Origin of the sequence: Paractinoplanes polyasparticus, from assembly GCF_019710575.1 — a bacterium.
GTDB classification, from domain to species: Bacteria; Actinomycetota; Actinomycetes; order Mycobacteriales; family Micromonosporaceae; genus Actinoplanes; species Actinoplanes polyasparticus.
Genome location: NZ_JAHWFK010000041.1, coordinates 183,320 through 207,373 on the forward strand (window position 1 = coordinate 183,320; position 24,054 = coordinate 207,373).

At 70.7% G+C, this 24,054-nt stretch carries 19 protein-coding genes; 12 read left to right on the plus strand and 7 right to left on the minus strand.

Translation table 11 applies throughout. The annotated features are described in order from the left end of the window. Window positions 1–34: 34 nt before the first annotated feature. On the plus strand, window positions 35–3,175 hold the full coding sequence (locus KXC43_RS35360) for a UvrD-helicase domain-containing protein (protein WP_221380561.1): 3,141 nt from the start codon (window positions 35–37) through the stop codon (window positions 3,173–3,175). Here KXC43_RS35360 and KXC43_RS35365 read toward each other — a convergent pair. Continuing rightward, a complete protein-coding gene (locus KXC43_RS35365; protein WP_221380562.1) occupies window positions 3,162–3,650 on the minus strand; it encodes a prepilin peptidase in 489 nt (162 codons plus the stop codon). The two genes, KXC43_RS35360 and KXC43_RS35365, sit on opposite strands and share 14 nt — an antisense overlap. 335 nt (window positions 3,651–3,985) lie before the next feature. Here KXC43_RS35365 and KXC43_RS35370 point away from each other — a divergent pair, with 335 nt between their 5' ends. The 4 genes from KXC43_RS35370 to KXC43_RS35385 all read left to right on the plus strand — a co-directional run bounded on the left by KXC43_RS35370 (window position 3,986) and on the right by KXC43_RS35385 (window position 7,976). Next, window positions 3,986–4,645, plus strand: coding sequence for an LppU/SCO3897 family protein (locus KXC43_RS35370; protein WP_255645365.1), 660 nt, complete (start codon window positions 3,986–3,988; stop codon window positions 4,643–4,645). Between the two features lie 121 nt (window positions 4,646–4,766). Then, window positions 4,767–5,978: an ATP-binding protein gene (locus KXC43_RS35375; RefSeq protein WP_221380563.1), complete on the plus strand. Its 1,212-nt coding sequence runs from the start codon at window positions 4,767–4,769 to the stop codon at window positions 5,976–5,978. A 28-nt stretch (window positions 5,979–6,006) separates the two neighbouring features. Continuing rightward, a complete protein-coding gene (locus tag KXC43_RS35380) occupies window positions 6,007–6,570 on the plus strand; it encodes a DoxX family protein (protein ID WP_221380564.1) in 564 nt (187 codons plus the stop codon). A gap of 218 nt (window positions 6,571–6,788) precedes the next feature. Further along, entirely contained in the window at window positions 6,789–7,976 is a 1,188-nt protein-coding gene (locus tag KXC43_RS35385) for a glycosyltransferase 87 family protein (protein WP_221380565.1), read from the plus strand. Here KXC43_RS35385 and KXC43_RS35390 read toward each other — a convergent pair. Genes KXC43_RS35390 through moaC form a run of 4 tightly spaced genes read right to left on the minus strand, consistent with a single transcriptional unit; the run spans window position 7,963 to window position 10,603 of the window. Further along, complete coding sequence (locus tag KXC43_RS35390) at window positions 7,963–8,379, minus strand: molybdenum cofactor biosynthesis protein MoaE (RefSeq protein WP_251802661.1); 417 nt, start codon at window positions 8,377–8,379, stop codon at window positions 7,963–7,965. The two genes, KXC43_RS35385 and KXC43_RS35390, sit on opposite strands and share 14 nt — an antisense overlap. Further along, complete coding sequence (locus tag KXC43_RS35395) at window positions 8,376–9,611, minus strand: molybdopterin molybdotransferase MoeA (RefSeq protein WP_221380566.1); 1,236 nt, start codon at window positions 9,609–9,611, stop codon at window positions 8,376–8,378. The genes KXC43_RS35390 and KXC43_RS35395 overlap by 4 nt, the downstream gene beginning before the upstream one ends. 9 nt (window positions 9,612–9,620) lie before the next feature. After that, window positions 9,621–10,109 carry a MogA/MoaB family molybdenum cofactor biosynthesis protein gene (locus KXC43_RS35400; protein WP_221380614.1) on the minus strand — a complete coding sequence of 163 codons (489 nt, stop codon included), beginning with the start codon at window positions 10,107–10,109 and terminating at the stop codon, window positions 9,621–9,623. Between the two features lie 2 nt (window positions 10,110–10,111). Further along, a complete protein-coding gene (gene moaC / locus KXC43_RS35405) occupies window positions 10,112–10,603 on the minus strand; it encodes a cyclic pyranopterin monophosphate synthase MoaC (protein WP_221380567.1) in 492 nt (163 codons plus the stop codon). Window positions 10,604–11,064: 461 nt separating this feature from the next. Here moaC and KXC43_RS35410 point away from each other — a divergent pair, with 461 nt between their 5' ends. From KXC43_RS35410 to KXC43_RS35420, 3 genes are all read left to right on the plus strand, one after another. Further along, the gene (locus KXC43_RS35410) at window positions 11,065–13,599 is read left to right on the plus strand and encodes a putative bifunctional diguanylate cyclase/phosphodiesterase (RefSeq protein ID WP_221380615.1); all 2,535 of its coding nucleotides are present in this window, start codon (window positions 11,065–11,067) and stop codon (window positions 13,597–13,599) included. 875 nt (window positions 13,600–14,474) lie between these two features. Then, window positions 14,475–15,704: a glycosyltransferase 87 family protein gene (locus KXC43_RS35415; protein ID WP_255645403.1), complete on the plus strand. Its 1,230-nt coding sequence runs from the start codon at window positions 14,475–14,477 to the stop codon at window positions 15,702–15,704. 1 nt (window position 15,705) lies between these two features. Continuing rightward, window positions 15,706–16,107 (plus strand): TFIIB-type zinc ribbon-containing protein, encoded by a 402-nt coding sequence (locus tag KXC43_RS35420; RefSeq protein WP_438870934.1) that lies wholly within the window; start codon window positions 15,706–15,708, stop codon window positions 16,105–16,107. Between the two features lie 60 nt (window positions 16,108–16,167). On the opposite strand, the gene KXC43_RS35425 is transcribed toward KXC43_RS35420, so the two are convergent. Next, the gene (locus KXC43_RS35425) at window positions 16,168–17,373 is read right to left on the minus strand and encodes an SUKH-3 domain-containing protein (RefSeq protein WP_221380568.1); all 1,206 of its coding nucleotides are present in this window, start codon (window positions 17,371–17,373) and stop codon (window positions 16,168–16,170) included. Between the two features lie 104 nt (window positions 17,374–17,477). Between KXC43_RS35425 and KXC43_RS35430 the strand changes: the two genes are divergently transcribed. From KXC43_RS35430 to KXC43_RS35445, 4 genes are read left to right on the plus strand one after another with little or no spacing between them, the layout of a single operon-like run. Continuing rightward, window positions 17,478–17,903, plus strand: coding sequence for a YbaB/EbfC family nucleoid-associated protein (locus KXC43_RS35430; RefSeq protein WP_221380569.1), 426 nt, complete (start codon window positions 17,478–17,480; stop codon window positions 17,901–17,903). Then, window positions 17,896–18,231 carry a hypothetical protein gene (locus tag KXC43_RS35435; RefSeq protein WP_221380570.1) on the plus strand — a complete coding sequence of 112 codons (336 nt, stop codon included), beginning with the start codon at window positions 17,896–17,898 and terminating at the stop codon, window positions 18,229–18,231. Before KXC43_RS35430 ends, KXC43_RS35435 begins: the two co-directional genes overlap by 8 nt. Then, complete coding sequence (locus KXC43_RS35440) at window positions 18,228–22,130, plus strand: toxin glutamine deamidase domain-containing protein (protein ID WP_221380571.1); 3,903 nt, start codon at window positions 18,228–18,230, stop codon at window positions 22,128–22,130. The genes KXC43_RS35435 and KXC43_RS35440 overlap by 4 nt, the downstream gene beginning before the upstream one ends. After that, a complete protein-coding gene (locus tag KXC43_RS35445; protein WP_221380572.1) occupies window positions 22,127–22,456 on the plus strand; it encodes a hypothetical protein in 330 nt (109 codons plus the stop codon). The genes KXC43_RS35440 and KXC43_RS35445 overlap by 4 nt, the downstream gene beginning before the upstream one ends. A gap of 4 nt (window positions 22,457–22,460) precedes the next feature. Here KXC43_RS35445 and dnaB read toward each other — a convergent pair whose 3' ends face one another. Further along, window positions 22,461–23,915, minus strand: coding sequence for a replicative DNA helicase (gene dnaB, locus KXC43_RS35450; RefSeq protein WP_221380573.1), 1,455 nt, complete (start codon window positions 23,913–23,915; stop codon window positions 22,461–22,463). Between the last annotated feature and the right edge of the window lie 139 nt (window positions 23,916–24,054).

A 24,054-nucleotide genomic window follows, 5' to 3' on the forward strand; every position in this document is an offset into this window, starting at 1 on the left:
GGCGATTCGTGCGAGCGGTGGAGGGCGTGACAGGATGCAGCGCGTGCCCTCGGACCACGCAGGTTCTGCCGCGGACACGTACGTCGCGGACCTCCACATTCATTCGCGCTTCTCGCGTGCTTGCAGCCGTGATCTGACCCTGCCCAACCTGGCCTGGTGGGCCCGCCGCAAGGGCATCGCCCTGCTGGGCACCGGCGACTTCACCCACCCCGCCTGGTTCGACCACCTGCGCGAGAATCTGATCGATCGGGGCACCGGACTGTTCGGCTACGCCGAGGAGGCCGAGGTCACCAAGCGCCTGCCGGGCTCGCTGCAGACGAGCCCGGCGGCGGCGTTCATGCTCAGCGTCGAGATCTCGACGATTTACAAGCGTGACGACCGCACCCGCAAGGTGCACCACCTGATCTACATGCCCGACTTCGGAGCGGCGGCCCGGTTCAACACCGCCCTGGGCCGGATCGGCAACCTGACCGCTGACGGGCGCCCGATCCTCGGTCTCGACTCCCGCGACCTGCTCGAGATCACCCTGGAGTCGGGCGGTTACCTCGTCCCGGCCCACATCTGGACGCCGTGGTTCTCGGCGCTGGGCTCGAAGTCGGGCTTCGACGCGATCGCCGACTGCTACGCCGACCTGGCCGAGCACGTCACCGCGGTCGAGACCGGTCTCTCCTCCGACCCTCAGATGAACTGGCGGGTCTCCAGCCTCGACCGCTACCGCCTGGTGTCGAACTCGGACGCCCACTCGCCGGCCGCGCTGGCCCGGGAGGCGACGCTCTTCACCGGCACGCCCGACTACGCCGCCGTTCGCGACGGGTCCGGCCTGGCCGGCACGCTCGAGTTCTTCCCCGAGGAGGGCAAGTATCACGCTGACGGGCACCGGGCCTGCGGCGTGAACTGGGAGCCGCAGCGCACCCGCGAGCACGGCGGCCGCTGCCCCGAGTGCGGCAAGCCGCTCACCGTGGGCGTGCTGAGCCGGGTCGAGGATCTGGCCGACCGGCCCGAGGACTTCCACCGCGACGACCACGTCGAGCATCTGATCCAGCTGCACGAGATCCTCGGCGAGATCAACGGCGTCGGCCCCAGATCGAAGACGGTCGAGGCCCAGCTCAACCATCTGGTGGCGACGCTCGGCTCGGAACTCGACATTCTGCGCAAGGTGCCGGTCGACGCGATCGGTCAGGCCGGCGGCGACGAGCTGCGCGAGGGCATCACCCGCCTGCGGCGCGGCGATGTGCGACGGGTGCCGGGCTACGACGGCGAGTACGGCGTGATCACCCTCTTCGACCAGGGCGAGCTGCGGAATCGGGCCAGCGCGCCGCAGGTCGAGACGCTCTTCGACGTGCCCCAGCAGCGGAAGCCGGAGCCGGTCGCCAAGCCGAAGCCGGTCAAGTCCGTCAAGGCGCCTAAATCTTCCGAAAAAGCGCCGCCGATCACCCCGCCGGCCAGCCCCCACGAGCCGTTCGAGCCGATGCTGGCCGGCATGGAAGAAGTCGGCACCGGCCTGCTCGACCGCCTGGACGCGATGCAGCGGGTGGCGGCGTCCGCCCCCGGCGGGCCGTTGCTGATCGTGGCCGGTCCCGGCACCGGCAAGACCCGTACGCTGACCCACCGCATCGCCTATCTCTGTGCCGAGCTGGGCGTCTTCCCGGAACGCTGCCTGGCCATCACGTTCACCCGCCGAGCCGCCGGCGAGTTGCGCGAGCGGCTGGACGCGCTGCTCGGCGACGTGGGCGAGGACATCACGGTCGGCACGTTCCACTCGGTCGGCCTGACGATCCTGAAGGAGAACGCGCGGGCCGCCGGTCTCGGCGCGCACTGGCGGATCGCCGACGAGGCCGAACGGGCGGAGGCCCGGGAGCAGGCGGGCGACGACGACCACGCGTACGCGAAGCTGCTGCGCCAGCAGGATCTGGTCGATCTCGACGAGCTGATCACCATGCCGGTCGCCCTGCTGCGCGACGAGCCGGCCCTGGTCGAGAAGTACCGCCGCCGCTGGCAGTGGATCTTCGTGGACGAGTACCAGGACGTCGACGAGACCCAGTACGAGCTGTTGCGCCTGCTCAGTCCGGCCGACGGTAACCTCTGCGCGATCGGCGACCCCGACCAGGCGATCTATTCGTTCCGCGGCGCCGACGTGAAGTACTTCCTGCGCTTCAACGAGGACTTCGTGGACGCGCGGCTGGTGCGACTGACCCGCAACTACCGTTCGTCGGCGCCGATCCTGGCCGCGGCGGTCCAGGCGATCGCCCCGTCGACGCTGGTCAACGGCCGCCGGCTCGACCCGGCGCGGCTCGACCCGGAGGCGCCGCTGGTCGGCCGCTACCCGGCGGCCAGCGTCGCCGACGAGGCCGACTTCGTCGTACGCACCATCGACGACCTGGTCGGCGGCCTCTCCCACCGATCGCTCGACTCGGGCCGGGTCGACTCCCGCTCGGTCGCGGCCGGCAACCTGTCCTTCTCGGACGTCGCCGTGCTCTACCGCACCGACTCGCAGTCCGGCCCGATCGTCGAGGCACTGTCCCGGGCCGGCGTGCCGGTGCAGAAGCGCTCGCACAACCGGCTGCGCGACCGGCCCGGGGTCCAGCAGATCGCCCGCGAGTTGCAGCACGCCGACGCGCCTGCCGGTTCTCTCTCGGCCCGGCTCAAGCTGGTCGCCCAGGTGCTGGCCCAGCGTTTCGCCGCGCCCACCCTGGACGGCGGCGAGCAGCTTGCCCCCGAGGACATCTGGACCGCGGCCGACCTGCTGCGCCCGCTGGCCCAGCGGGTCGGCGACGACCTGCCCCGCTTCCTGCAGGAGATCGCCACCGGCGCCGAGGTCGACGCGCTCGACCCGCGGGCCGAGGCGGTCAACCTGCTCACCCTGCACGCGGCCAAGGGTCTCGAGTTCCCGATCGTGTTCCTGGTCGGTTGCGAGGACGGCCTGCTGCCGCTGCGCTGGCCGGGCAGTCCCGCCTCGGACGACGACATCGCCGAGGAGCGCCGGCTGTTCTTCGTGGGCCTGACCCGGGCCCAGGACAGGCTGTACGTCACCCACGCGGCCCGCCGGTTCCGGCACGGCAGCGAGCGGGAACAGAGCCCGAGCCCGTTCCTCGACGTGATCGATTCCGGATTGTTCGAGCGGCTCGGTGACACGGTGCCCTCCCGGCCGAAGGATCGCCAGCTCAGGCTGTTGTGACGGCGATCAGGGCCCCGGCCAGCAGCGCCGGTCCGAAGGGGATCGGCCGGTTGCGGCCGGCGAGCAGCATCGCCAGGGCGACCGGCCCGTTGATCAGGTGCGGCACGACCAGGCCGACGACGACGGATGGCCAGCCGGTGAACCCGAGGATCGTCGCGAGCACCGCCGCCAGCTTCACGTCACCCAGGCCGAGGCCGTGCCCGGGCAGAAGAGCGATCACCAGGTACGCGGTGAGGATCAACCCGCCGGCCACGAGCGCAGAACCGAGACGCTCCGGCCGCAACAGGGCAAGCGGCGGTACGGCAATGACCGCCAGAGCCCCGACCAGCTTGTCCGGAAGGCGCAGGCAGCGCAGGTCGATCAGGGCCAGCAACAGCCCCGGCACGATCGCCGGCAGGTGCACCAGCAGCAGCCAGGACGGCCCGAGTGTGGCGGCCAGCAGCGTGCTCGCGGCCGCGCCGGCCAGCACCGTCATCGCGTACGGCTGGGAACACCGACAAAACGCACCCACCCGGACCCACCCGGCCGGCCCGGTCGCGAAGCGCCGGCCGCAGCGGGCACACGCAGGCCGAGGCGGCTCTCCGAAGGAGACGGCGAGCCGATGCGCGACGCGGGGGAGGAACGCGGCCGCGGAACCACCGAAGACGGCCGCGAGAACTACCAGGGGTACGGACACGGATCGGCACCGTAGTAGCCGGACGACCGGTGTGCTGGTCGTGTTGCCGACACCGGCGGCGATTCCGTCCGGGTTTGTGTCGGCCCCGCACGCTACGGTGGCACCAGCGTTATCCGCTTCCGGAGGAAATCCTCATGTCCCAGAACGGCCCGTACTCCGGCCCACCGTGGTCGCACGGGAGCTCCGACGAGCCGTATGCGGAGCCGGCCGACCCCTGGGGTGATCACGGCGCTCCCGTCTCGGACCAGCCCTCCTGGGGTGGCCATCCGCCGTCGATCCCGCAGCAGGCGGTGAATTACCACTCCGCTCCGATGGGCCCGGTGGTCAACGAGTCCTCCTGGGACAGGCAGCCGCCGCCACCCCCGCCGAAGCGCAACACCCCGATCATCGCCCTGGTGGTGACGCTCGGCCTGCTCATCGTGGTCGGGCTGGGCGCGACGGCGTGGCTGCTCAACGAGCGCAACAACAACGGCAACGAGGCTTCCCCGAGCGCGTCGGCCACCACGCCGGTCGCCGGCCCGGCCCCGCAGGGCAGCGAGGACGCCCGCTTCTATGTGAAGAAGGGCGACTGCGTGGTCAACGAGGGCACCGACGGGGAGCCCAACATGCGCGCCACCGCCTGCACGAGCGGCACCTACGAGGTGCTCGACCGGATCAAGGGCAAGACCACGGGCGAGAAGGACGCCGAGCGCAAATGCTCGAAGGTGACCGGCTACACGAAGTGGTTCTTCTACGACAGCCCGCTCGACGACCTCGACTTTGTGCTCTGCCTCAAGGAGCACCGGGCCTCCTAGCCTGCTCTATCCCTGTCTAGCTTCCTGGCTAGAAAGCGGTAGAGCGTGCTCGACAGCCACTTGCGAGGTCTTGCTAGCGCACTCTAGCCATTTCGCTAGACAACCCGATACGGTGCAATGCGTGGATCCGGTGAGGAACCCGTACGCCCCCGGCGCCGGCCAGCGCCCACCCGAACTGGCCGGTCGCGACCGCGAGCTCGACGCGTTCGACGTCGTGCTCGAGCGGATCGCCCGCGGCCGCCCCGAACGCAGCCTGGTGCTCACCGGCCTGCGCGGTGTCGGCAAGACCGTGCTGCTCAACACGCTGCGCTCGGCCGCGATCGGCCGGCTGTGGGGCACCGGCAAGATCGAAGCCCGTCCCGACCAGTCGCTGCGCCGCCCCGTCTCAGCCGCGCTGCACATGGCGATCCGCGAGCTCGCACCCCACCACCGCGACCCCGATCGGGTCGACGACGTGCTCGCTGTGCTCAAGGCGTTCGCGCTGCGGGCCAACGACAGCTCGGCCAAGCTGCGCGACCGCTGGTCGCCGGGCATCGACGTGCCGCCGGCCCGGGGCCGGGCCGACTCCGGCGACATCGAGATCGACCTGGTCGAGCTGTTCACCGACGCGGCGTCGCTCGCCACCGACGTCGGCACGGGCATCGCCCTGTTCATCGACGAGATGCAGGATCTGGGCCCGGCCGACGTCTCCGCCCTCTGCGCCGCCTGTCATGAGCTGTCCCAGCTGGGCGCGCCGCTGATCGTGGTCGGCGCCGGGCTGCCGCACCTGCCGGCCGTGCTGTCGGCGGCCAAGTCGTACTCGGAGCGCCTCTTCCGCTACCAGCGCATCGACCGGCTCGACCGGGTCGCGGCCGACCTCGCGCTCTGCGCCCCGGCCGCACGCGAAGACGTGGAGTACGAGGCGAAGGCGCTCGACCTGCTCTACGAGAAGTCCGGCGGTTATCCGTACTTCGTCCAGGCGTACGGCAAAGCGACCTGGGACCACGCGCCGCAGTCCCCGGTGACCGACGCCGACGTCCGCGTGGCCGCTCCCGAGGCCGAGGCCGAGCTGGCCGTGGGTTTCTTCGGCTCCCGGTTCGAGCGGGCCACCCCGGCCGAACGCGAATACATGCGGGCCATGGCCGTGCTCTCGGGTGAGGGCGACACCGGCAACGACATGGACGCGGCCGTCCCCACCGCCGACATCGCCACCGCCCTGGGCCGCCGCCCGGCCAGCCTCTCGCCGGCCCGCGACGCGTTGATCAAGAAGGGCCTCATCTACTCGGGGGAACGCGGCACGGTCGCCTTCACGGTGCCGCATTTCGGCCGGTACCTGCGAACTCAACCGGTGTGATCCGCGCCGGGCGGGTATAACCCTAGGCATGAAGCCCGTACGCACTGCCGCCCGCGCGATGCTCGCGTCGATCTTCGTCGTCCAAGGCGTCCGGTCCCTGCTGAAGCCCGAGGCCTACGAGGAGCCCGCGGCCCGGGTCACCGAGCCGCTCAAGCCGTTGCTCGAGAAGCTCGACCCCCGCATACCGACCGACACCCGCACGCTGGTGCGCATCCAGGGCGCGAGCGACGTGCTCGCCGGGTTGGCCCTGGCCACCGGCCACTTCACCCGGCCCGCCGCCCTCGTCCTCGCGACCAACCTGGTGCCGGCCACGATCGCCGAGCACCCGTTCTGGGACCGCTCGCGTCCCGACTCCAAGGAACAGCAGGGCCAGTTCCTCAAGAACCTGGGCCTGCTCGGCGGTCTGCTGCTGGCCGCGGTCGACACCGAGGGGCGGCCGGGTCTGGGCTACCGCGCGAGCCACGCGGTCGACCGTTCCCAGCACTCGATCAAGCGCTCCCAGCGGTCGGTCAAGCGAGCTGTGCGGACGGCCCGGCGCGAGGCCAAGATCGCCGCCATGAGCGCGGCGACCGCGCGCAGATTGCCCGGCTAACAACCTCGTCGCGATCTTTGCGTTAAAGCGGACGAGGGGCCTCGCCACACGCCGCCTGCGCCTAGGCTCGCTTCGCTCGGCTGCGGCCCGGTTCCGCCATGACGCCGCTCTCCGGCTTCGTGGCTGGCATGGCTTCGCCGTGCCCGGAGGACGAGAGCGACGGGGGTCGCGCCATGCCGGCGTGGGGGCAGTATGTACGGAATTACAGGTCCGCTGCGGTGGGGCTCGGGTGCCTGGCTGCGCTGTGGGCGGTCGGCTGGTTCCTTCAGGCGTACGGAGGTCAGGCCGTCACGGCGAGGCCGTCCGAGCTACCCCCGGTCGCCACCGCCCTGCTGACCCCGCTCTCCGCTCTGCCGCTCGCCACGGCGGCCTGGCTGCTCGCCCTGGCCGGCCTCACCGCCCTCGTGCTGGCCGCTTTCGCCCTGGCCGGCCCGGTGGCCCGCCGCTACGGGCGCCGACGAGGCCCGGCCGCGCTCGTGGCGGCCGCACTGGCCCTGCTGGCCGAGCCCGTCCGCGCGTCGATCGGCCTGGGCCACCTCGACGTGGTGGTCCTCGGCCTGATCGTCGCCGACGTGGTGGCGCTGCGGCGCGCGGCCTGGGCCCGGCGACGGGCTGCCTGGTGGCCCGGCCCGGCTGCCTCCCGTCCGCCGCGCGGCCGCTTCGACGGGCTGCGGCGCTGTTGGTCGACCGGAACCTGGGGCGGCGCCGGCATCGGCCTCGCGACTGCCCTGGCCGGCGGTCCGGTTGTGTTCATCCTCTACCTGCTCGTCATCCGCCGGTGGCGGCCGGCGATGATCGCTATCGGGACGGCGACGACGCTCACGCTCGGCGGTCTGCTGGTCGAACCGGGCGGGCTGCTCCAGCCGATCGACCACGCCGGGGCGATCGGCGACCCGGCCAATCAGTCGCTCGCCGGTCTGCTCGCCCGCCTCTACGACTCGGCCAGCACTCCGGTGCTGGTCTGGCTCTCGTTCGCCACGCTGCTGCTCGCGGTCGGTCTCATCCGGGCCCGGGCGGCGCACGCCGACGGGGACGAGATTGCGGCGTTCACCCTGGTCGGGCTGACCGGGGCGGCGATCGCCCCGGTGACCACGAGCCACGAGCTGGTCTGGGTGCTGCCGGCGGTGCTGATCCTGCTCGACGCGGCGGCCCGGGTCCGGGTCGCGCGACGGCCCCGGCCGCGACGCTTCACCGGGTCCGGCTACGCGGCGGGGGCGTTGGTCGCCTACCTGCTCGTGCTGCTGCCTGCGGGATGGACGGCCGGCTGGAACGCGTACGCCCTCGCCGTGATCGTCCTGATGAACGCGCTGCCGTGGCGGCCCGCGGTCGTGCCGGCCCGCCTGCCCGTGCGCCGTCCGGCCGGCCCGGCCCGGGTGCCGGCGATCCCCGGGCCTAGGGGCAGTTGACCCATTCCTCGGTACCGTCCGCGAACACCTGCCGCTTCCAGATCGGCAGCCGCGCCTTGGCCTCGTCGACCAGCCGGGCACAGGCTGCGAACGCCGCCGCCCGATGGGCCGTGCTGACCGAGGCGACCAGGGCGACGTCCCCGATCGCCAGCGTGCCCACCCGGTGTGAGACGGCCACGGCGTAGACGTCGGGGTCGGCCGCGATCTCGGCGGCGACCTCGCGCAGCACGGCGGCGGCGCTCGGATGGCCCTCGTACTCGAGCAGGGTCACGCCGCGGCCGTCGTCGTGGTCGCGGACCACGCCCTGGAACGACACGACGGCCCCGGCCCGCGGGTCGGCCACCGCCTTCTCGTGGGCGGCCAGGTCGAGTGGGGTGTCGAGAACCTCGGCGATGGCGATCACGGGCGCTCCCCGGTGACGAGTGGGAGGGGCAGGAACGGGACGAGGTCGCCGGGGGCTGCTTCGGTGCCCGGGCGGACGACGACGAAGCCGTGCGCGTTCGACAGACCGCGCAGCATCGCCGAGCCGACGTGGCCGACCGGGGTGGCCGACCGTCCATCGTGGTCGAGCCGGGCCAGCGCGAGGTGTGTGTCGCCACCCCGCCCGCGCACCTTGGCCGCCACCTCGACCGTCGGCAGGGCCGGGGCCGGGCGGCCGTGCAGACCGGCCAGCAGCGGGGCGACCAGCGAGATCAGCGCGATGACGGCGGACTGCGGGTTGCCGGGCAGTCCGGCCAGGAAACGTGGCCGGCCGTCGGGGCCGGGCACCCGGGCCAGCAGCATCGGGAAACCGGGCCGGACTGCCACGGTGTTGACGATGTATTCGGCGCCGAGTTCGGCCAGGGCGGGATGCAGGTGGTCGACCGGTCCGTGCATCGTGCCGCCGGTGGTGCAGACCAGATCGGCCCCGGCCAGAGCATCGCGAACCGCTGCCAGGTGGGCCTCGAGAGTGTCCTGCACCGGGCCGGCGACCGCCGCCGGATCGACGGTCGCGCCATAGCGCCGCAGCCAGCCGGGCACCTGCGGGCCGAGCGAGTCGCGCACCCGACCGGCGCCCGGGGTGCCGCCGGTGAGCAGTTCGTCACCGAAGACCAGCAAACCGGCCCGCGGCCGGCGGTAGACGTTGAGCGACTCGTAGCCGCAGGTGGCGGCGACGCCGATCACCGCCGGGTCGATCGCCGCGCCGGCCGGCAGAAGCTCTTCGCCCTTGCTCGCCTCTTCGCCCGGCAGCCGCCACTCGGGGACGGGGCCGACGCGCGGCTCGCCGCTGACCCGGCCGTCACTGTCGCGAGTGGACGCCTCGATCCGGACCAGCGCCTCGGCCCCGGCCGGCACCATCGCGCCGGTGGCGATCTCTACGCACGTGCCGTCCTCGGTCAGCGGCGCCGCCACGCCGCCGGCCAGCACCCGGCCGACCGGCCGCCACGGTTGCGGACCGCGCACAGCCCAGCCGTCGATGCTCGAAGTGGGGAACGCCGGCAGGTCGGTCAGGGCACGCAGGGGCTCGGCCAGCGTGCGACCGTCGGCGTCGGGCAGCGCGACCGGTTCGGCCGGGCCGGCCGCCGCGCGCCCCGCCGCGTACGCCAGCTCGCGGGCCTTTTCCCAGTCGACCGAGGTGGTGCCGTCGCCGCTCACCGGTCGAGCCTATCCAGCCGCGCCCGGCGAAGGGTGATCGCCGCCGTGGATCTGGTCGACGGTGTGTCTGAGCAACGGCCCGAGAACGGCGAGCCCGTCCTTGGCCCCGCCGGTCGAACCGGGCAGATTGACGATCAGGGTGCGCCCGGCGACGCCGGCCAGCCCCCGGGAGAGGGCCGCCGCGGGCACCTTGTCGCGGCTGTGGGCCCGGATCGCCTCGGCGATGCCGGGGATCTCGAAGTCGAGCAGGCCGCGGGTCGCCTCGGGGGTGCGATCGGTCGGGGTGACGCCGGTGCCGCCGCTGGTCAGCACGACGTCGATGCCGTCGGCCACGGCCAGGCGGAGCGCGTCGGCCACCGGCTCGCCGTCCGGCACGACCACCGGCTCCCCCACCGCGCAGCCCAGCTCGCGCAGGCCGGCGACCAGGCGCGGGCCGCTCGTGTCGGCATAGACCCCGGCGGCGGCCCGGTTACTGGCCACGATCACGCGCGCGGACATCGTCACGGCCGGTCCTCCGGGCGTACCCAGTCGCCGGTCTTCCCGCCCTCTTTGCGCAGCACCCGCACCGACTCGATGCTGGCCGCCGGGTCGACTGCCTTGATCATGTCGATCATCGTCAGCCCGGCCGTGGCCACCGCGGTCAGCGCCTCCATCTCGACGCCCGTCCGGTCGGCGGTCTTGGTGGTGGCGGTGATCTCGATCGTGCCGGCCGTCAGCTCGAGATCGACAACGACGCCGTGCAACCCGATCGGATGACATAGCGGAATCAGATCGGGCGTCCGCTTCGCGCCCATGATCCCCGCGAGCCGGGCCACCGCGAGCGCGTCGCCTTTGGGTAGTTCGTCACCCCGCAGAAGAGCGATCACTTCGGCAGTGGTCACCACTCGACCGGCGGCAACGGCACGGCGGGTGGTCACCGCCTTGGCGGAGACGTCGACCATGCGCGCGGCGCCGGCCTCGTCGACATGGGTAAGCAGGGATTCGTCGGGCATACCGGGAGTTTATAGAAACCCAATTGTCAATGACAGATTTTAAGGATCTCTTGGCTGGTCAGGTGGGGTACGGAAAGAGGGTTAATATCTGCGGACGGGGGAACTTGCAGCATTCCGCAGCGTTAGGTAAACGACACCCTCCGCCATGCGGACACGTTACACCAAAACGACTTTCGCCATTGCGCAGCGTTCTCGCGCCGAGACTGCGGGTAATCAATTCCTCAAGGGTTACCGCTTTCTGCGCAAAACGGCACCAATCCCTATGAAACTCGCTTCTCCGCATATAGCGTTTCTTTCGTCGCGACACGACCTGATTCGAGGGCCACGGGCCCAGCGCGAGCGAGGAGAGCGCCATGAGCGGCCAGGAATGGGAATGAGCGCATAGGTGCGCGAAAGGGCCTCGGATGAATAGGCTTGAGCCCGAAGCTACGACTTCGATGCGCTCGGTGACGGGAATCCGTATGGCCTCAATGAGCTCCAACGACGACGCGACCGATCGACAGCTCCGGCTGTTCGTCGGTCTCGTCGTCGTTCTGGCGCTCGGAGCGGCCGGCGCCGTCGTGGCTTTCACCGCCGACCAGCTGACGACACCACCCGACTTCCTCGTCGTCAGCCTGATCTTCGTTGCGATCATGGTGTCCGGCTGGCTCCGGGTCCGGTTCCGCGTGCTGTCCAACCAGGACGTCTACACCTGGGTCGACGTGCCGGTGGTGATCGGCTTCGTGCTCGTGCCGGCGCCCTGGGTCATCCTCTGCTGGGCCCTGGCAACCACGCTGCGCCGCCTCGCGATGCGCCGCGGCCTGCTCAAGGACACCTGGCAGGTCGCCAAGGACACGCTGGCCGGCTCCGCCGCGGCGGCCGTCTTCCTGGCGCTGGGCGTCGATCCGAACTCCAGCCATCCCCCGTTCGCGATCGGCGCCACCGTGCTCGCGCTCGGCGCGATCGCGCTGGTCGACCAGGCCGCCTTCGTGCCGGTGATCGCGATCTCGTCGGGCAACCCACTGCGCCAGGTCGCCACGAAGAACCTCGACGTGAAGCTGGTCGGTCAGCTCTTCCGGCTGGTCGCGACGCTGGTCGTGCTGGCCCTGCTGGCCTACGAGGCCAACGTCTTCCTGCTGCTCCTGCTCCCGATGATCGTGGCTTGCCTCCAGCTCTGGCAGACCGGCAGCATGCGCACCCGCGAGGAACGCGAATCCTGGCAGCGTCTGGCCGAGGCGACCGATGCCCTCAACGCGGTCGACCTGACCCAGGTGCTGCACTCGGCGGTCTCCCGGGCCGCGGTCATCTTCTCAGCGGGCGAAGCCGAGATCGACCTCACCACGGCCGGCACCGACCGGGTGGTCACAGGATCGGCCGGCCGCATCCGCTACGACGGCCCGGCCCGCACCGACGAGCCCGAGCCGACCGACGACGAGCTGACCACCGATCTCGTCGCGCACGACGGCACCCTGCGTGTGGGCATGCTCCGGCTGCGCTTCGGCGGTGCGATCAAGCTCACCGAGTTCGAGCAGTACAAGTTGAAGACGTTCGCGTCGGCGCTCTGCACGGCCATCCGCAATGCTTCCGCGTACGCCGAACTCGAGCGCATCAGCGCCCAGAACGCCCACGACGCGGCCCACGACGCCCTCACCGGCCTGGCCAACCGGCGCCAGCTGTACGAACGGGCCGGCCGCCACTTCGACGGTCAGACCGACGACGGCGTGGTGGCGCTGCTGCTCATCGACCTCAACCACTTCAAAGAGATCAACGACACCCTCGGGCACGCGGCCGGCGACACGGTGCTGCGCAAGGTCGCCCGGCGGCTCAGCGACTCCGCCGCCCCCGGCGACATGGTGGCCCGGCTCGGCGGTGACGAATTCGCAGTCCTGCTCACCGACCTGCCCACCCCCGCCATGGCCGGCCACCGCGCCGACACCCTGCTCTCCTCGCTCGACGCGGCCATCGAGGTCGAGGGCATGCGGATCACCGTCGAGGCGGCCGGTGGCATCGCGCTGGCCCCCGGCAGCGGTGGCGTCAACGAGCTGATGCGACGGGCCGACATCGCGATGTACCAGGCCAAACGGGCCGGGGTTCAGACGGCGACGTACGCCCACGCGCAAGACACGGCCGACGTCAGCCGCCTGGTGCTCGGCGGCGAATTGCAGCGCGCGGTGGCCGAACACGAGTTCGTGGTCGACTTCCAGCCCATCGTCGACCTCGGCAGCGGCGAGGTGACCGCGGCCGAGGCGCTGGCCCGGTGGCACCACCCCGAGCACGGCTACCTCACGCCGATGGAGTTCCTGCAGACGGTGGAGCGTTCCGGCCGCCTGCCGGCGTTCGCCGACGCCGTGCTCGACCAGGCGCTCGCCGCCTCCGACCTGTGGCGCGAGGCCGGTTTCGACCTGCCCGTCGCGGTCAACGTGTCGCCGCGCAGCCTGCTCGACCCCAGCTTCCCCGAGACGGTGCTGGCCCGACTGAGCCGGCACGCCGTCCCGGCCGACCGGTTGATCTTCGAGCTCGCCGAGACGCTGACCCTCAGCCAGCTCGACGTGGTGGGACGCGCGCTCAACGAACTGAGCGAGGCGGGCGTACGGCTGGCTCTCGACGACTTCGGCACCGGCGTCACACCGCTGTCGGTGCTGTCCCACATCCCCGTCCACCAGCTGAAGATCGACCGCGAGTTCGTCGGCAACGTGCAGACGTCGTCCGAGGCCGCCGCGGTGATCCGCTCGACGGTCGACCTGGCCCGCAGCCTGCACCTCGCCGTGATCGCCGAGGGCGTCGAGAGCGAGCCGCAGAGGCACGCGCTGTGGAGCCTGGGCTGCGAAGCCGGTCAGGGCCATCTGTTCGCCCGGCCGATGTCGGCGGCACGGCTGCTGGCGACGTTGCAGCGGGGAACGGCCGGACGGCCGGGGACCCTCGCGGCGTCGCTGCACGATGGTGGCGCAGTCGTCCGCATGTCGCGGCGACGGTCCGGCGGGTCGGGCCGATCCGCTCTGCCACACTTGCCCGCGTGACTGAACCAGGGCAGACGGCGAGCAAATCAGCAGCTGAAGGGCCTGCCTCCACCCCCGAGGGCCCCAGCTCAGCCGACGAATCGCCAGACCCTTCCCCGCGTACGCCGGAAGGCCGCACCCCCGACAATCCGGCTACAAAGGACGAAGTGCCCACGCCGGCCGACGCTCAATCACCGAGCCCTGATGCGGATGCTCCGGTCGCGGCGCCGGATGAGGGCGGCACCGAGAAGGCGAGTCAGCCGGATCCCGCACCGCCCGTGAAGACGCCGAGCGCTGGTGCACAGATCGGCATGTACGTCGTCATCAGCGACAAGCCACTCACCACCAATGGGGCGAAGCCCGCCAAGACCTCCCGGATTGGTACCAAGGCCGCCGCCCCCACGCCAAGCGAGCCCGGGAAGTCACCCGCCGCACCCCCGGCACCGGCGACGCCCGCGGCACCCGAAGCGAATGCAGCGTCCGAGTCGGCCACAGCGCCCGAGCCAACTACGGCACCTGAGTCGGTCACGCCCGAACCAACCGCAAAGCCCGCAGAGCCCGACAAATCCTCAACGCCCAGGTCGACCGTAGAGCCCGCCGAGCCCAGCCCGGCCGCATCGAGCGAGCCAGACACAGCAACCGACCCGGCGGCAACCCCGGCCGACACCTCCGAAGTCCCGCTCGCCGCGGCGCCCCCTGACGCCGCAGCAGATGCGGCGCCGCCCAAAGAATCCCCGGCCAAGCCCGGCGAGACCGGACGGCCCGCCAAGCGCCCGACGGACAAAAAGGCCACGCGACCCGTCGGCGAGCCGGCCCCGCCCGGCCGTCTCGGCCGGTTCTTCGCCCGCGTCGACCAGGCCGCGGGCGGCTACGCCGTAGACCTCGCCCTCTACGCCCTGTCGGCCGGGTTCGCCCTCATCACCGCGCTGAACTCGACCCTGCTGCCCCACCGTGCGTGGGGCGCCATCGCCGTCTGGGCCTACGCCGGAGCGTTCGTCGTAGCCGCCCTCCAGCTCACCGGCCACCTACTGACCCGCCGCCGCGCCACCAGCCGCCTGGCCGCGCTGTTCGGCAACGGAAGCCGGGCCACCGTCACCTGGATCGTGTGGGCCGCGGCCGCCCTGGTTCCCGTGGTCGTCCAGGCGATCCAGCGGGCTGACGGCCGCACCGACCGTGCCCAGGAAGAGGTGATGGTCGTCGAGCACATGGGCGAGCGTCTGCTCAACACCGGCACCCCGTACCTCTCGCGTGAGACGATCGCCGCCCTGCCCGACACCGGACGACTGATGGGCTACAGCCCGTACCAGCCGGGAATGTCGATCTTCGGCCTGCCACGGGCCCTCTTCGGCGATGTCTGGTGGACCGACGCCCGCATCTGGTTCGCCCTGTCCACCGCCCTGATCCTGATCGCCGCCGTCCTGCTGCTGCGGTCCGCCCGGTCCTTCCCGACCGTCCGCGCATTGCAGGCGGTGACCGTCCTGCCGATCTGCGCGCTCACCCTGGCCACCGGCGGCGACGACATCCCCGTGCTCGCCTTCTGCCTGCTGGCGCTGGCTCTCGCGGCCACCGACCGTTACGGCTGGGCCGGCGTCGCCGTCGGCGCGGCCGCCGCCTGCAAACTCTTCGCGTTGCCGGTGGTCGCCGTCCTGGCCGTCCTCGCCATGGCCGTCGCCCGGGGTAGCCGGCTGCTGCCGGGCGCAATCGGTCTGCCGATTCTCGTGCTGGTCCCGCCGTTCCAGGTCAGCCAGGACGGCTTCGTCGAGAACGTGATCCGCTTCCCGCTCGGGCACGGACTCGTCACCAGTCCGGCGCAGTCCCCGTTCCCCGGGTACCTGATCGCACAGAACGTGCCCAACGGCCGCTATCTCACCCTCGGGTTGCTGGCCGCGGTGGCGGTCGTCATTACCGTACGGATGCTCTGGTGGCCCCCGCGCACCGCCGCGACCGCGTCGTTGATCTGTGGCTGGGGGCTGCTGGCGGCGATTCTGCTGATGCCGACGACTCGCTTCGGGTACCTGCTGTATCCGATCGCGTTCCTCTTCTGGGCCGCCGCCCTGCGCCCGGCACACAGGAACCACACAGCCACAAGTGGCCCGTTGGATGACACAGCCTTGTACCGTTTGTGAGATGCAGATGACCTGTCCGAAGTGTCACGGCGAGATGCGAGTGTACGAGCGCAGCGGCGTCACGGTCGACCAGTGCACCGAGTGCCGAGGGATCTTCCTCGACCGTGGTGAGCTCGAGAAGCTGTTCGAGGCCGAGTCGAATTTCAACACTCGCCAGGCTCCGCCGCAGTCCGCTCCGCCGCGTCCGGCCGCTGCTCCGCCGCCGCCGGGTTACGGCCAGCCCCAGCCGGGTGGTTACGCCCCGCCGCCTCCGCCGCCGGGCTACGGCCAGCCGACGCACGGTTACCCGCCGGCGCCCGTTCCGGGTCACGCCCCCGCCTACGGCCACCACGGCCACTACCAGCGTGGCCACCACGGCCACTACCAGCGCCGCAAGAGCTTCCTGCACAACCTCTTCGACTGAGGTCGCGCCGGCCACCGCCCGCCGGTCCCGTCCGGGGCCGGCGGCGGGGTCAACTTGTGCTTACCACGTGCCGTCGTCGCGCACGCGCCGCGCCGGCCCGTCGCCGGTGAGCAGCCCGGTCAGCGCCTCGTCGAGCGTGCTGCCGACGAACCACTCGCCGCCCTGGTCGAACACGAACACCCGCCCCAGCTCGTCGATCGCCACCACCGCGTCGCCGCCCTCGATCCCGATTGGGAAGAGTGGCACGCCCGTGAGCTCGGCGAATTCGGCCAGCGCAGCCGCCGAGTGAGCCCCCGGCACAGGATCGAGCCGCAACAGCCGGATCGCCCGCCGCAGCCCGGGCCCCCGCCGCGCACAGCGCACCCCGGGAAAGTCCGCCACCGCTGCCCGAGCCGCCTCGGACGGGCTCAGCCGTCCGCCGGAGGCCTCGACCGCCCGATCGACAGCGTCCTCGCCCTGTGATCCCGTGCCCGCCCCGATCCACCCGCCGCCGGCCAGTGTGCGCGCCACCTCGTGGGGGAAGCGCCCGGCCACCGGGACCCGGTCGGAGCCGTGCCGCCACTCGCTCGCGAACGCCCTGTCCGACCACGGGAGCACCGCCAGGTCGACGAGCACGCTGATGCACGTCTCGCACGGGCGGTGCTCCTGCCCGCCGACGGGATCGCCCTGGTCGCGTACGAGGAAAGCAGCGAACGCGGCCCCGGTCAGCCAGGCCCTCGCGTCGTCGAGCGCGAACTCCCGCCCGCGGGCGCGGGTGGCCTCGTGCAACGCGTCGGAGAGGGCGATCAACTCGGCGTGCCGCTCGACGCCGCGCACCTGACTCTCAGTGCCCAGCCTGTCGAGCCTGTCCACCACCAATGGATGGTGACTGATTCGCTGGTCACCCTTCGCACCCTGAGCGCGGAACAGTCGCTCACCCACGGTCAGATGCGCGGCCGTCGTCGGAGTGGGCCGGCGACGCGTCAGACGATGCAGCGCGACGGCCGGATCCACCGTTCCCGGCGGGCTCGGACGGCGGTCGCGATAGATGGCGGCGATCTCCTCGGGCGGCACCCCGGGCCAGGTAGAGAGCACTCCCGTCTCCCGGTCGATCACCGTGCGTGCGCCGTCACCGGGCACGGGACGCACAGACGTCGGCTGCCGCGTCCAGATCACGTAACCGAGGTCGAACTCGCTGAGCATCGGCTCACACCCGTACCCACGCTGCTCGGATTCGTTGCGCGCCCAGCGCGCCGCGATCGCCTCGGCCTCCGCTCGCGTGATCACCGCGCCTCCTCTCGAAGCCCTGAACCCGATCGCCCGTGGCGACGTTCGCAGATTGAAGTTAACCGAACACGCAAAGTCCCGACACGGACGAGGGGTGTGACCCGGTGGCTGTTACGGCAAATCGCGACGCGAATCGGGAACTGCGCGACCGGCTCGCGGAAGTGCACGAGCGGTATGCGCGCCTGCGGTCCGATCTGGATGGTCTGCAGCGACGCCTCGACGACGTCCGCGTCACCGTCGTCTCGAATGACGGACTCGTCCGCGTCACGGTCGGCCCGCGCGGCGAGTTGATCGATTTGCGGCTCATCCGCCGGGCCACCCGGAACATGGACAACGAATACGTCTCCCGGACGATCGTCGCCACCGTCCACACTGCTGCCGAGCGTGCCGCGGAACGCGTTCAGACTTTGATGGCCGACTATCTCCCGCCCGATTCCGGCGCCCTTCGCTATCTGCGCGACCACAACTTCGGTTCGCTGCTCGGACGGTCCGACGAGATCGTTCAGGACCTGGCCGGCCGCGATGAGTGACGCCCGGCTGCGGCTCGACGCCGAGGAGGCCCTCGCCGGATCAAGCGCCCTGAGCGCGGCCGGCGAGGACCTCGGCGCGCGCCGCAACCGGGCCGGCGCCGAGATCGCAGCGGCCAGCTCGGCCGTCCCGTGGGGCCGCGACGAGTACGGCCAGTCCTTCGAGAAGCACTACCGGCCGTTCGAGCAGCAGGTACTTGACGCGTGGCAGCAGCTCGCGGCCTACCTGGCCGGACTCGGCGACGCCGCGGCGCTGTCCGTCCGCGACAACCTGGCCGCCGACGCCGAAGCCGCACAGCGTGTCCATTCCACGTATCGGGGCCGATCATGACCGTGCTGCCCAGCCCCATCCCCCACCCGCTGGAGTTCAGCCCGTTCGACGTCCCCGCCTGGGCCTACGAGGCGCTCGAGTGGGTGGTCGGCTTCGACTGGCCGGCCGGCAACGAGGTCGCCACCTGGGACGTCGCCGACCGGTGGTACGCCCTGGCCACGTCGCTGGCCGAGCCGAACGAGGCTGCGATGTCGGCCGCCGGCCGCTTCCTGTCCGGTTACGGCGGCGCGGGCGTCACCGCCGACGGCTTCGCCGACGCCTGGCGGATGGTCGCGGGCGACGACGACGCGCCGCTCCACGACCTGCTGCGCGTATCGGACGAGCTGGGCAAACTCGTCGAAGGCGCCGGCGCCGACCTCGAAGCGGCCAAGATCGAAGCCTGGATCGAGATCGGCATCTTCCTCATCGAACTCGTCGGCATGGCGGTCACCGTCGCGCTCACCCTGGGCGCGGCGTCACCGGCCGCCGGCGGGCTCATCGTCGCCACCCGCCTGGCCGTCCAGCAGATCTTCCGCCGCCTGGTCGAGCAGCTGGGCACGAAGGCCCTCAAGCAGACCGCGGGTCGCGCGATCAAGCAGGTGACGAGCCGCGAAGGCCTGCAACGGCTCGGCCGCGAGGCGCTCGACGAGGGCTTCGACGAGGCCCGCGAGGAGATCGCCACCAACGGCGGCATCCAGATGTATCAGCAGTCGACCGGCCGCTCCGACGGCTTCGACCTCGAGGACATGGGCCGGACCGCGCTGGCCGGTTTCGCCGGAGGAGTCGCCTCAACCGGAGCCCAGGCCGGCGCGCACGGCCACGGCGGCATGCTGCGCGGCGCCGGCGGCGAGGTAATGGCCGAGTTCGGCGCCGCAGCCACCTACGGCGAACTGCCCGATGCCGCTGGAATAGCAAAATCCGCCAGTTCCGGCGCCGTCGGCGGCGGCATGCACACAATGCCCACATCCATCGACATCGGCAATGCCCCGCTACCGACCTTCGATGGCGAAGCTTTCGAAAGTACGGCGGCAGGCGTCACCCTGTCCGACCGGGGCACCCCGAACGACGGCCCACCCGCGAACGCTTCACCGTCAACAAACGCAGAAGAAGCCCCATCACTCCCCACGACGGCTTCCAGCGCCACTGATCAGGTCAACTCCCCGCCGAACGCCGCAGTCAACCCCGACCCCACATCCCCCACCGCCACACCCACCGTCGACTCGTCGTCCCCGGAACCGCGCCCCACCGACTCAGTGCCGTCAACCCCGTCCCCTGCCGACTCATCCCCCGCTCCGACCCCGCCGGCCCCGTCCCCGGCCGACTCACAGCCCCTTCCCACGTCGCCATCGCCGTCCCCCACCGACTCACCGCCCGTCTCCACATCCCCGGCGCCGTCCCCCACCGATTCGCCATCCCTGTCGGCACAATCCACAAGCTCACCGCCGTCGCCGCCCTCGGAGTCCCCGGTATCGGACGGCACAGGCTTGCTGGCAGCAACGGTCGGACTCGCCGATCCGCCCACCTCCACCCCCGCCGTCTCATCGCCGGCACCAGCCGTAAATCCGCCCTCCGCAACATCCATGGTCGGGTTCGGTCCGGCAGTGCCATTCAGCTCTCGCCCCGCCAGTCCGGCAGCATCGTTCGGCCCCCGCCCCGGCGGTATGACAGCTTCAACCGGCCGTCGACCTGGCGATTCGGCGCCGTCATCAAGCCCTCGGCCCGGCGAGCGGGCAGCATCGTTCGGCCCGCGCCCCGACGCTGCGACGGCGTCACCAGGCCCTCGACTTGGCAACCCCGCAGCGTCGCCAGGCCCCCGGCTTGGCGATGCGCCCGGGTCCGCGGCGCCGGGATCGCGGCGGAGCTCACTCTCCGATTTGGAGCGCATCGCCGACGCGCTCGGCCCGCGGACGGCACCGCGTCAGCCCGTACGCCGACCGCTCGAAAACGCCGTGACATCGGCGAACCCCCCGCAGCCGGAGGTACGCGACGAGCGGGCGTATTTCGGTTACGCCGCCCACGCCCGCCAGACCCACGAGCAGAACCGGCGCGACGAATACGCCGCCTACCTGGTTTCGATCGCCGAGGACAATCGCGCCCGGATCCTCGACCTGGGCCGGACCGCCGACCAGGCCGGCCGGGCCGGTTTCACCCTGCGCGAGGCCCAGGACCGCCACCAGGCACGCGAACTGAGCGAGATCGTCGCCGAGATCGAGGACCAGATCACCCAGGTCCGCTCGGGCGCCCTGGCCCCCGAACGCGTCGAGGTCGATCCACCCGAATGGGCCCGCATCAACCGCGACGTAGGCAACCTGGCCCCCGGCGGAGTCCGCACCGGTGACCGCTCCGCGCTGGACGGTTTCGCCGGCCGCCCACCCATCGACCGCACCCGCCACTACAACTCGGTCGGCGGTCTGCGCCCCCCACTGGCCGTACACCAGACGGATATAGAGAACGCCGTCCCCCGAGACCGCGAGGGAAACGTCTCCCGCCTACCCGACCCCCGAGAGGGCACCTGGTTCCGCCTGGCCAACGACGGCGGCCCCGCAGCCGACCCGACCCGAGGCCTGAACTGCGTAGACGGCGTCCTGTCCCTCTTCGACACCTACATTCACGGCCGCCCCCGAGTCTCGGCCCCCAGAACATTCGACGTCTACGCGAACGGCAACCCGGACCGCCCGCTAGGCGGCGAAACAGAAGGCGTCCAACGCATACGCCTGGCCACCGGCGGCGACTTCCAAAACCTGTGCCCCTACCTGGCCGACGCCGACCCCACCGCCGCCAAGCCCAAAATGGACCAGGCCATACAAAACCTAACCAACCATCTACTGAACACCGGCCACGGCTCCTACGCCTTCCTGATCACCGACCTGGAGGGCGGCGGTAGCCACTCCTGGGCCGCCCTGAACCAGAACGGAACCGTCCTCTACGTAGATCCCCAAATCGGCCGCATCTCCGAACACACCCCTCTCTACACCCACCACGGAGTCCCCACCCCCACAAACCTCGTCTCCCTGGAAGCCCTGGTAGTAAACGCCTCCGGCCACCCCACTCCCCTGCCCCACCACGGCCCCGGCTCCTGGTCCACCGAACCCCCGACCGGAACCGATCAAGGCGCTGAACAACCGTCCGAACAACCGGCGTTCGATTCGCTGACTCCCGATCAGCGAACGGCCCTCAGCGCAGCTATGTCGGATGCCGATCGCGTCGCCGAGCAGGTGTCCAGAGATCTCGGCGCAGTGGTGCAAGCCCTTGATCACAACGCGGCGCGGCTGGTTGGCGAAGAACACCGCGTCAAGTCGGTCGAGAGTCTGAGCCGAAAGTTCCTCGAGGCCTTTGAGACCGGGAACGTCGGCCTTGACGAATTCATCAGCCGCGTCAAAGACCGCGTTCGGTTCTCGGTCGAAACACCTGAGGAGAACTACGGCCGCACAGTGACCCAGGTACTGGCGGGCCTCCGCGAACTCGGCTACGAGCGGGCCAGCGCCGCGAGCTTCTGGGCAGATCACGGGCGGCACAATGGTCTCAACGTCTGGCTGACCACTCAGGAGGGGTTCCGAATCGAGGTTCAGTTTCCCACCCCTCTGTCACAGGAGGTAGGAACGAAGACGCACGACAGCTACGAGACCGTGCGCCTAGGTCACAAGCCGGCTTATCAGCGAGTCAATGCCTTCCTCGAAATCCTGGCGACCAACAAGCGTCTCGACATCTATGCCCACCGACCAACCGACCTTCACTTGATCATCGACGTCAAAGAGAAGGTGACCACCCTGGCCGGTTGGCTACGGTCGGAGCCCAGCACACTCGCACAGTACAAAAAGGATCTCCGCACCCGCGGCATATCATTTGAAAACGAGCTTCAGCGGCACGGCCTAGGACTCGACGACGTTCCCGGCCTCGACGGGATGGGCCTGATCGAATGACGGAGAGCTTCAGCTACAAGGCGATCTTGCGGAGCGACGATCGATCGACCGTCACCAGCCTCGTCGCGTATCAGCCCGGCGACCAAGCGTTGCGTGCCGTGTTGTGGAGCGTTCCGCGCCGCCAATGGATCTACGCGCCGAACCTGGCGGCTCCTGTCCTTTACGACGATCAGGAACAGGACCGCGGCCGGCCCGTGGACCGCCGAACTGCCGAGCAGATCTCGCGGGACGTTCTGCACACCGAACTGCCGAGCGAGACCGTGTTGACCGAGATGTCCGACGAGGGCGAGCGAAACGGCTGGAACTACGGCCCGCCGCGCGGGTGACGGCTCAGGTGATGGCCATGTCGACGAAGCGGGACAGGTGCAGCTGGGCAGCGACCGTAACAGTGTCGGTCGGGCCGTTTCGGTGCTTGGCGATGATGAAGTCGGCCTCGCCCGCTCGCGGGCTCTCCTTGTCGTAGTAGTCGTCGCGGTGCAGCAGGATGACGACGTCGGCGTCCTGCTCGATGGAGCCGGATTCACGCAGGTCGGAAAGCTGCGGCCGCTTGTCGGTGCGCTGCTCGGGGCCACGGTTCAGCTGTGACACGGCGATCACCGGGCATTCGACCTCTTTGGCCAGCAGCTTGAGGCCACGGGACAGCTCGGAGACCTCTTGCTGGCGGCTCTCGGTCTTCTTCGGGGAGGACATCAGCTGCAGATAGTCGATCACCAGGAGTTTGAGGTTGTGCCGCTGTTTGAGGCGGCGCGCCTTGGCCCGGATCTCCATGAGGTTCATGTTGGGGGTGTCGTCGACAAAGATCGGTGCTTCGCTGATCTCGCCCATGCGCCGGGCCAGCTTGCTCCAGTCGTCGTCGGTGAGCTGACCGGAGCGCAGCACGTGCAGGGGCACCCGGGCCTCGGCCGACAGCAGACGCATGACCATCTCGATCTTGCTCATTTCGAGGGAGAAGATCGCGCTGGCGCAGTTGGCGCGGATTGCCGCGTTGCGGGCGAAGTCCATGCTGACGGTCGACTTACCGAGACCGGGGCGCCCGGCCACGATGATCAGCTGGCCGGGGTGCAGGCCGTTGAGCAACCGGTCGAGGTCGGAGAAGCCGGTTGGCACGCCGGTCATCACGCCGCCGGCGGCGCCCACCGCCTCGATCTCGTCGAGGGTGGGCTGGAGCATGTCGCCCAGGGCGGCGAAGTCTTCGCTGACCCGTTTCTCGGTGACGTCGTAGATGGCCTGCTGGGCCAGGTCGACGATGTCGTCGACGTCACGCCCGCCGTTGCCGTTCGCGCCGTAGCCGAGTTGGACGATCTTGGTGCCGGCCTCGACGAGGCGTCGCAGGATGGCCCGCTCGCCGACGATGCGTGCGTAATAAGCAGCGTTGGCCGCGGTGGGCACGCTCTCGATGAGGGTGTGGAGATAGGGCACGCCGCCGATGCGTTGCAGATCACCCGAGTCGGCCAGCGCGGCCGCCACGGTCAGCGCGTCGGCCGGTTCACCCCGCCCGTACAGGTCGAGAATGACGTCGTAGATCGAGGCGTGCACCGGACGGTAGAAATCCGTCACCTTGAGGATCTCGACGACGTCGGCGATGGCGTCCTTGGAGAGCAGCATGCCGCCGAGAACGCCCTGCTCAGCGGCTACATCTTGCGGAGGGGACTTGTCGAAGGCGCCGCCCCGGGAGGAGCCGCCGCCCGACTGTCCGCCGCCCGATGACCCGCCGCCGGACGGCCCGCCACCCGACGGTCCACCGCCGGACTGGGCCGGCGGACGTGTCTCGTCGGTGATCGACACCCGGACCTCCTCCATTAGCCGTACGTGCATCCCTGATCAAACAGCCCGGGTATGACACTTTCGGCTGATCCCCGCCATGATCAGGAAAAACTCCCGATCAAGCCCCGCGCCTGCGGCGGCACCACTGTACGAACCCGGC

Excerpts from the sequence above, each read along its gene's own strand:
- KXC43_RS35400 (WP_221380614.1), bottom strand. The coding sequence starts at position 10,109 with ATGTCCGCGCGCGTGATCGTGGCCAGTAACCGGGCCGCCGCCGGGGTC.
- KXC43_RS35420 (WP_438870934.1), top strand. The coding sequence starts at position 15,706 with ATGCAGATGACCTGTCCGAAGTGTCACGGCGAGATGCGAGTGTACGAG.
- KXC43_RS35435 (WP_221380570.1), top strand. The coding sequence starts at position 17,896 with ATGAGTGACGCCCGGCTGCGGCTCGACGCCGAGGAGGCCCTCGCCGGA.
- KXC43_RS35380 (WP_221380564.1), top strand. The coding sequence starts at position 6,007 with ATGAAGCCCGTACGCACTGCCGCCCGCGCGATGCTCGCGTCGATCTTC.
- KXC43_RS35445 (WP_221380572.1), top strand. The coding sequence starts at position 22,127 with ATGACGGAGAGCTTCAGCTACAAGGCGATCTTGCGGAGCGACGATCGA.
- KXC43_RS35410 (WP_221380615.1), top strand. The coding sequence starts at position 11,065 with ATGGCCTCAATGAGCTCCAACGACGACGCGACCGATCGACAGCTCCGG.
- KXC43_RS35365 (WP_221380562.1), bottom strand. The coding sequence starts at position 3,650 with ATGACGGTGCTGGCCGGCGCGGCCGCGAGCACGCTGCTGGCCGCCACA.
- KXC43_RS35360 (WP_221380561.1), top strand. The coding sequence starts at position 35 with ATGCAGCGCGTGCCCTCGGACCACGCAGGTTCTGCCGCGGACACGTAC.
- KXC43_RS35370 (WP_255645365.1), top strand. The coding sequence starts at position 3,986 with ATGTCCCAGAACGGCCCGTACTCCGGCCCACCGTGGTCGCACGGGAGC.
- KXC43_RS35440 (WP_221380571.1), top strand. The coding sequence starts at position 18,228 with ATGACCGTGCTGCCCAGCCCCATCCCCCACCCGCTGGAGTTCAGCCCG.
- moaC (WP_221380567.1), bottom strand. The coding sequence starts at position 10,603 with ATGCCCGACGAATCCCTGCTTACCCATGTCGACGAGGCCGGCGCCGCG.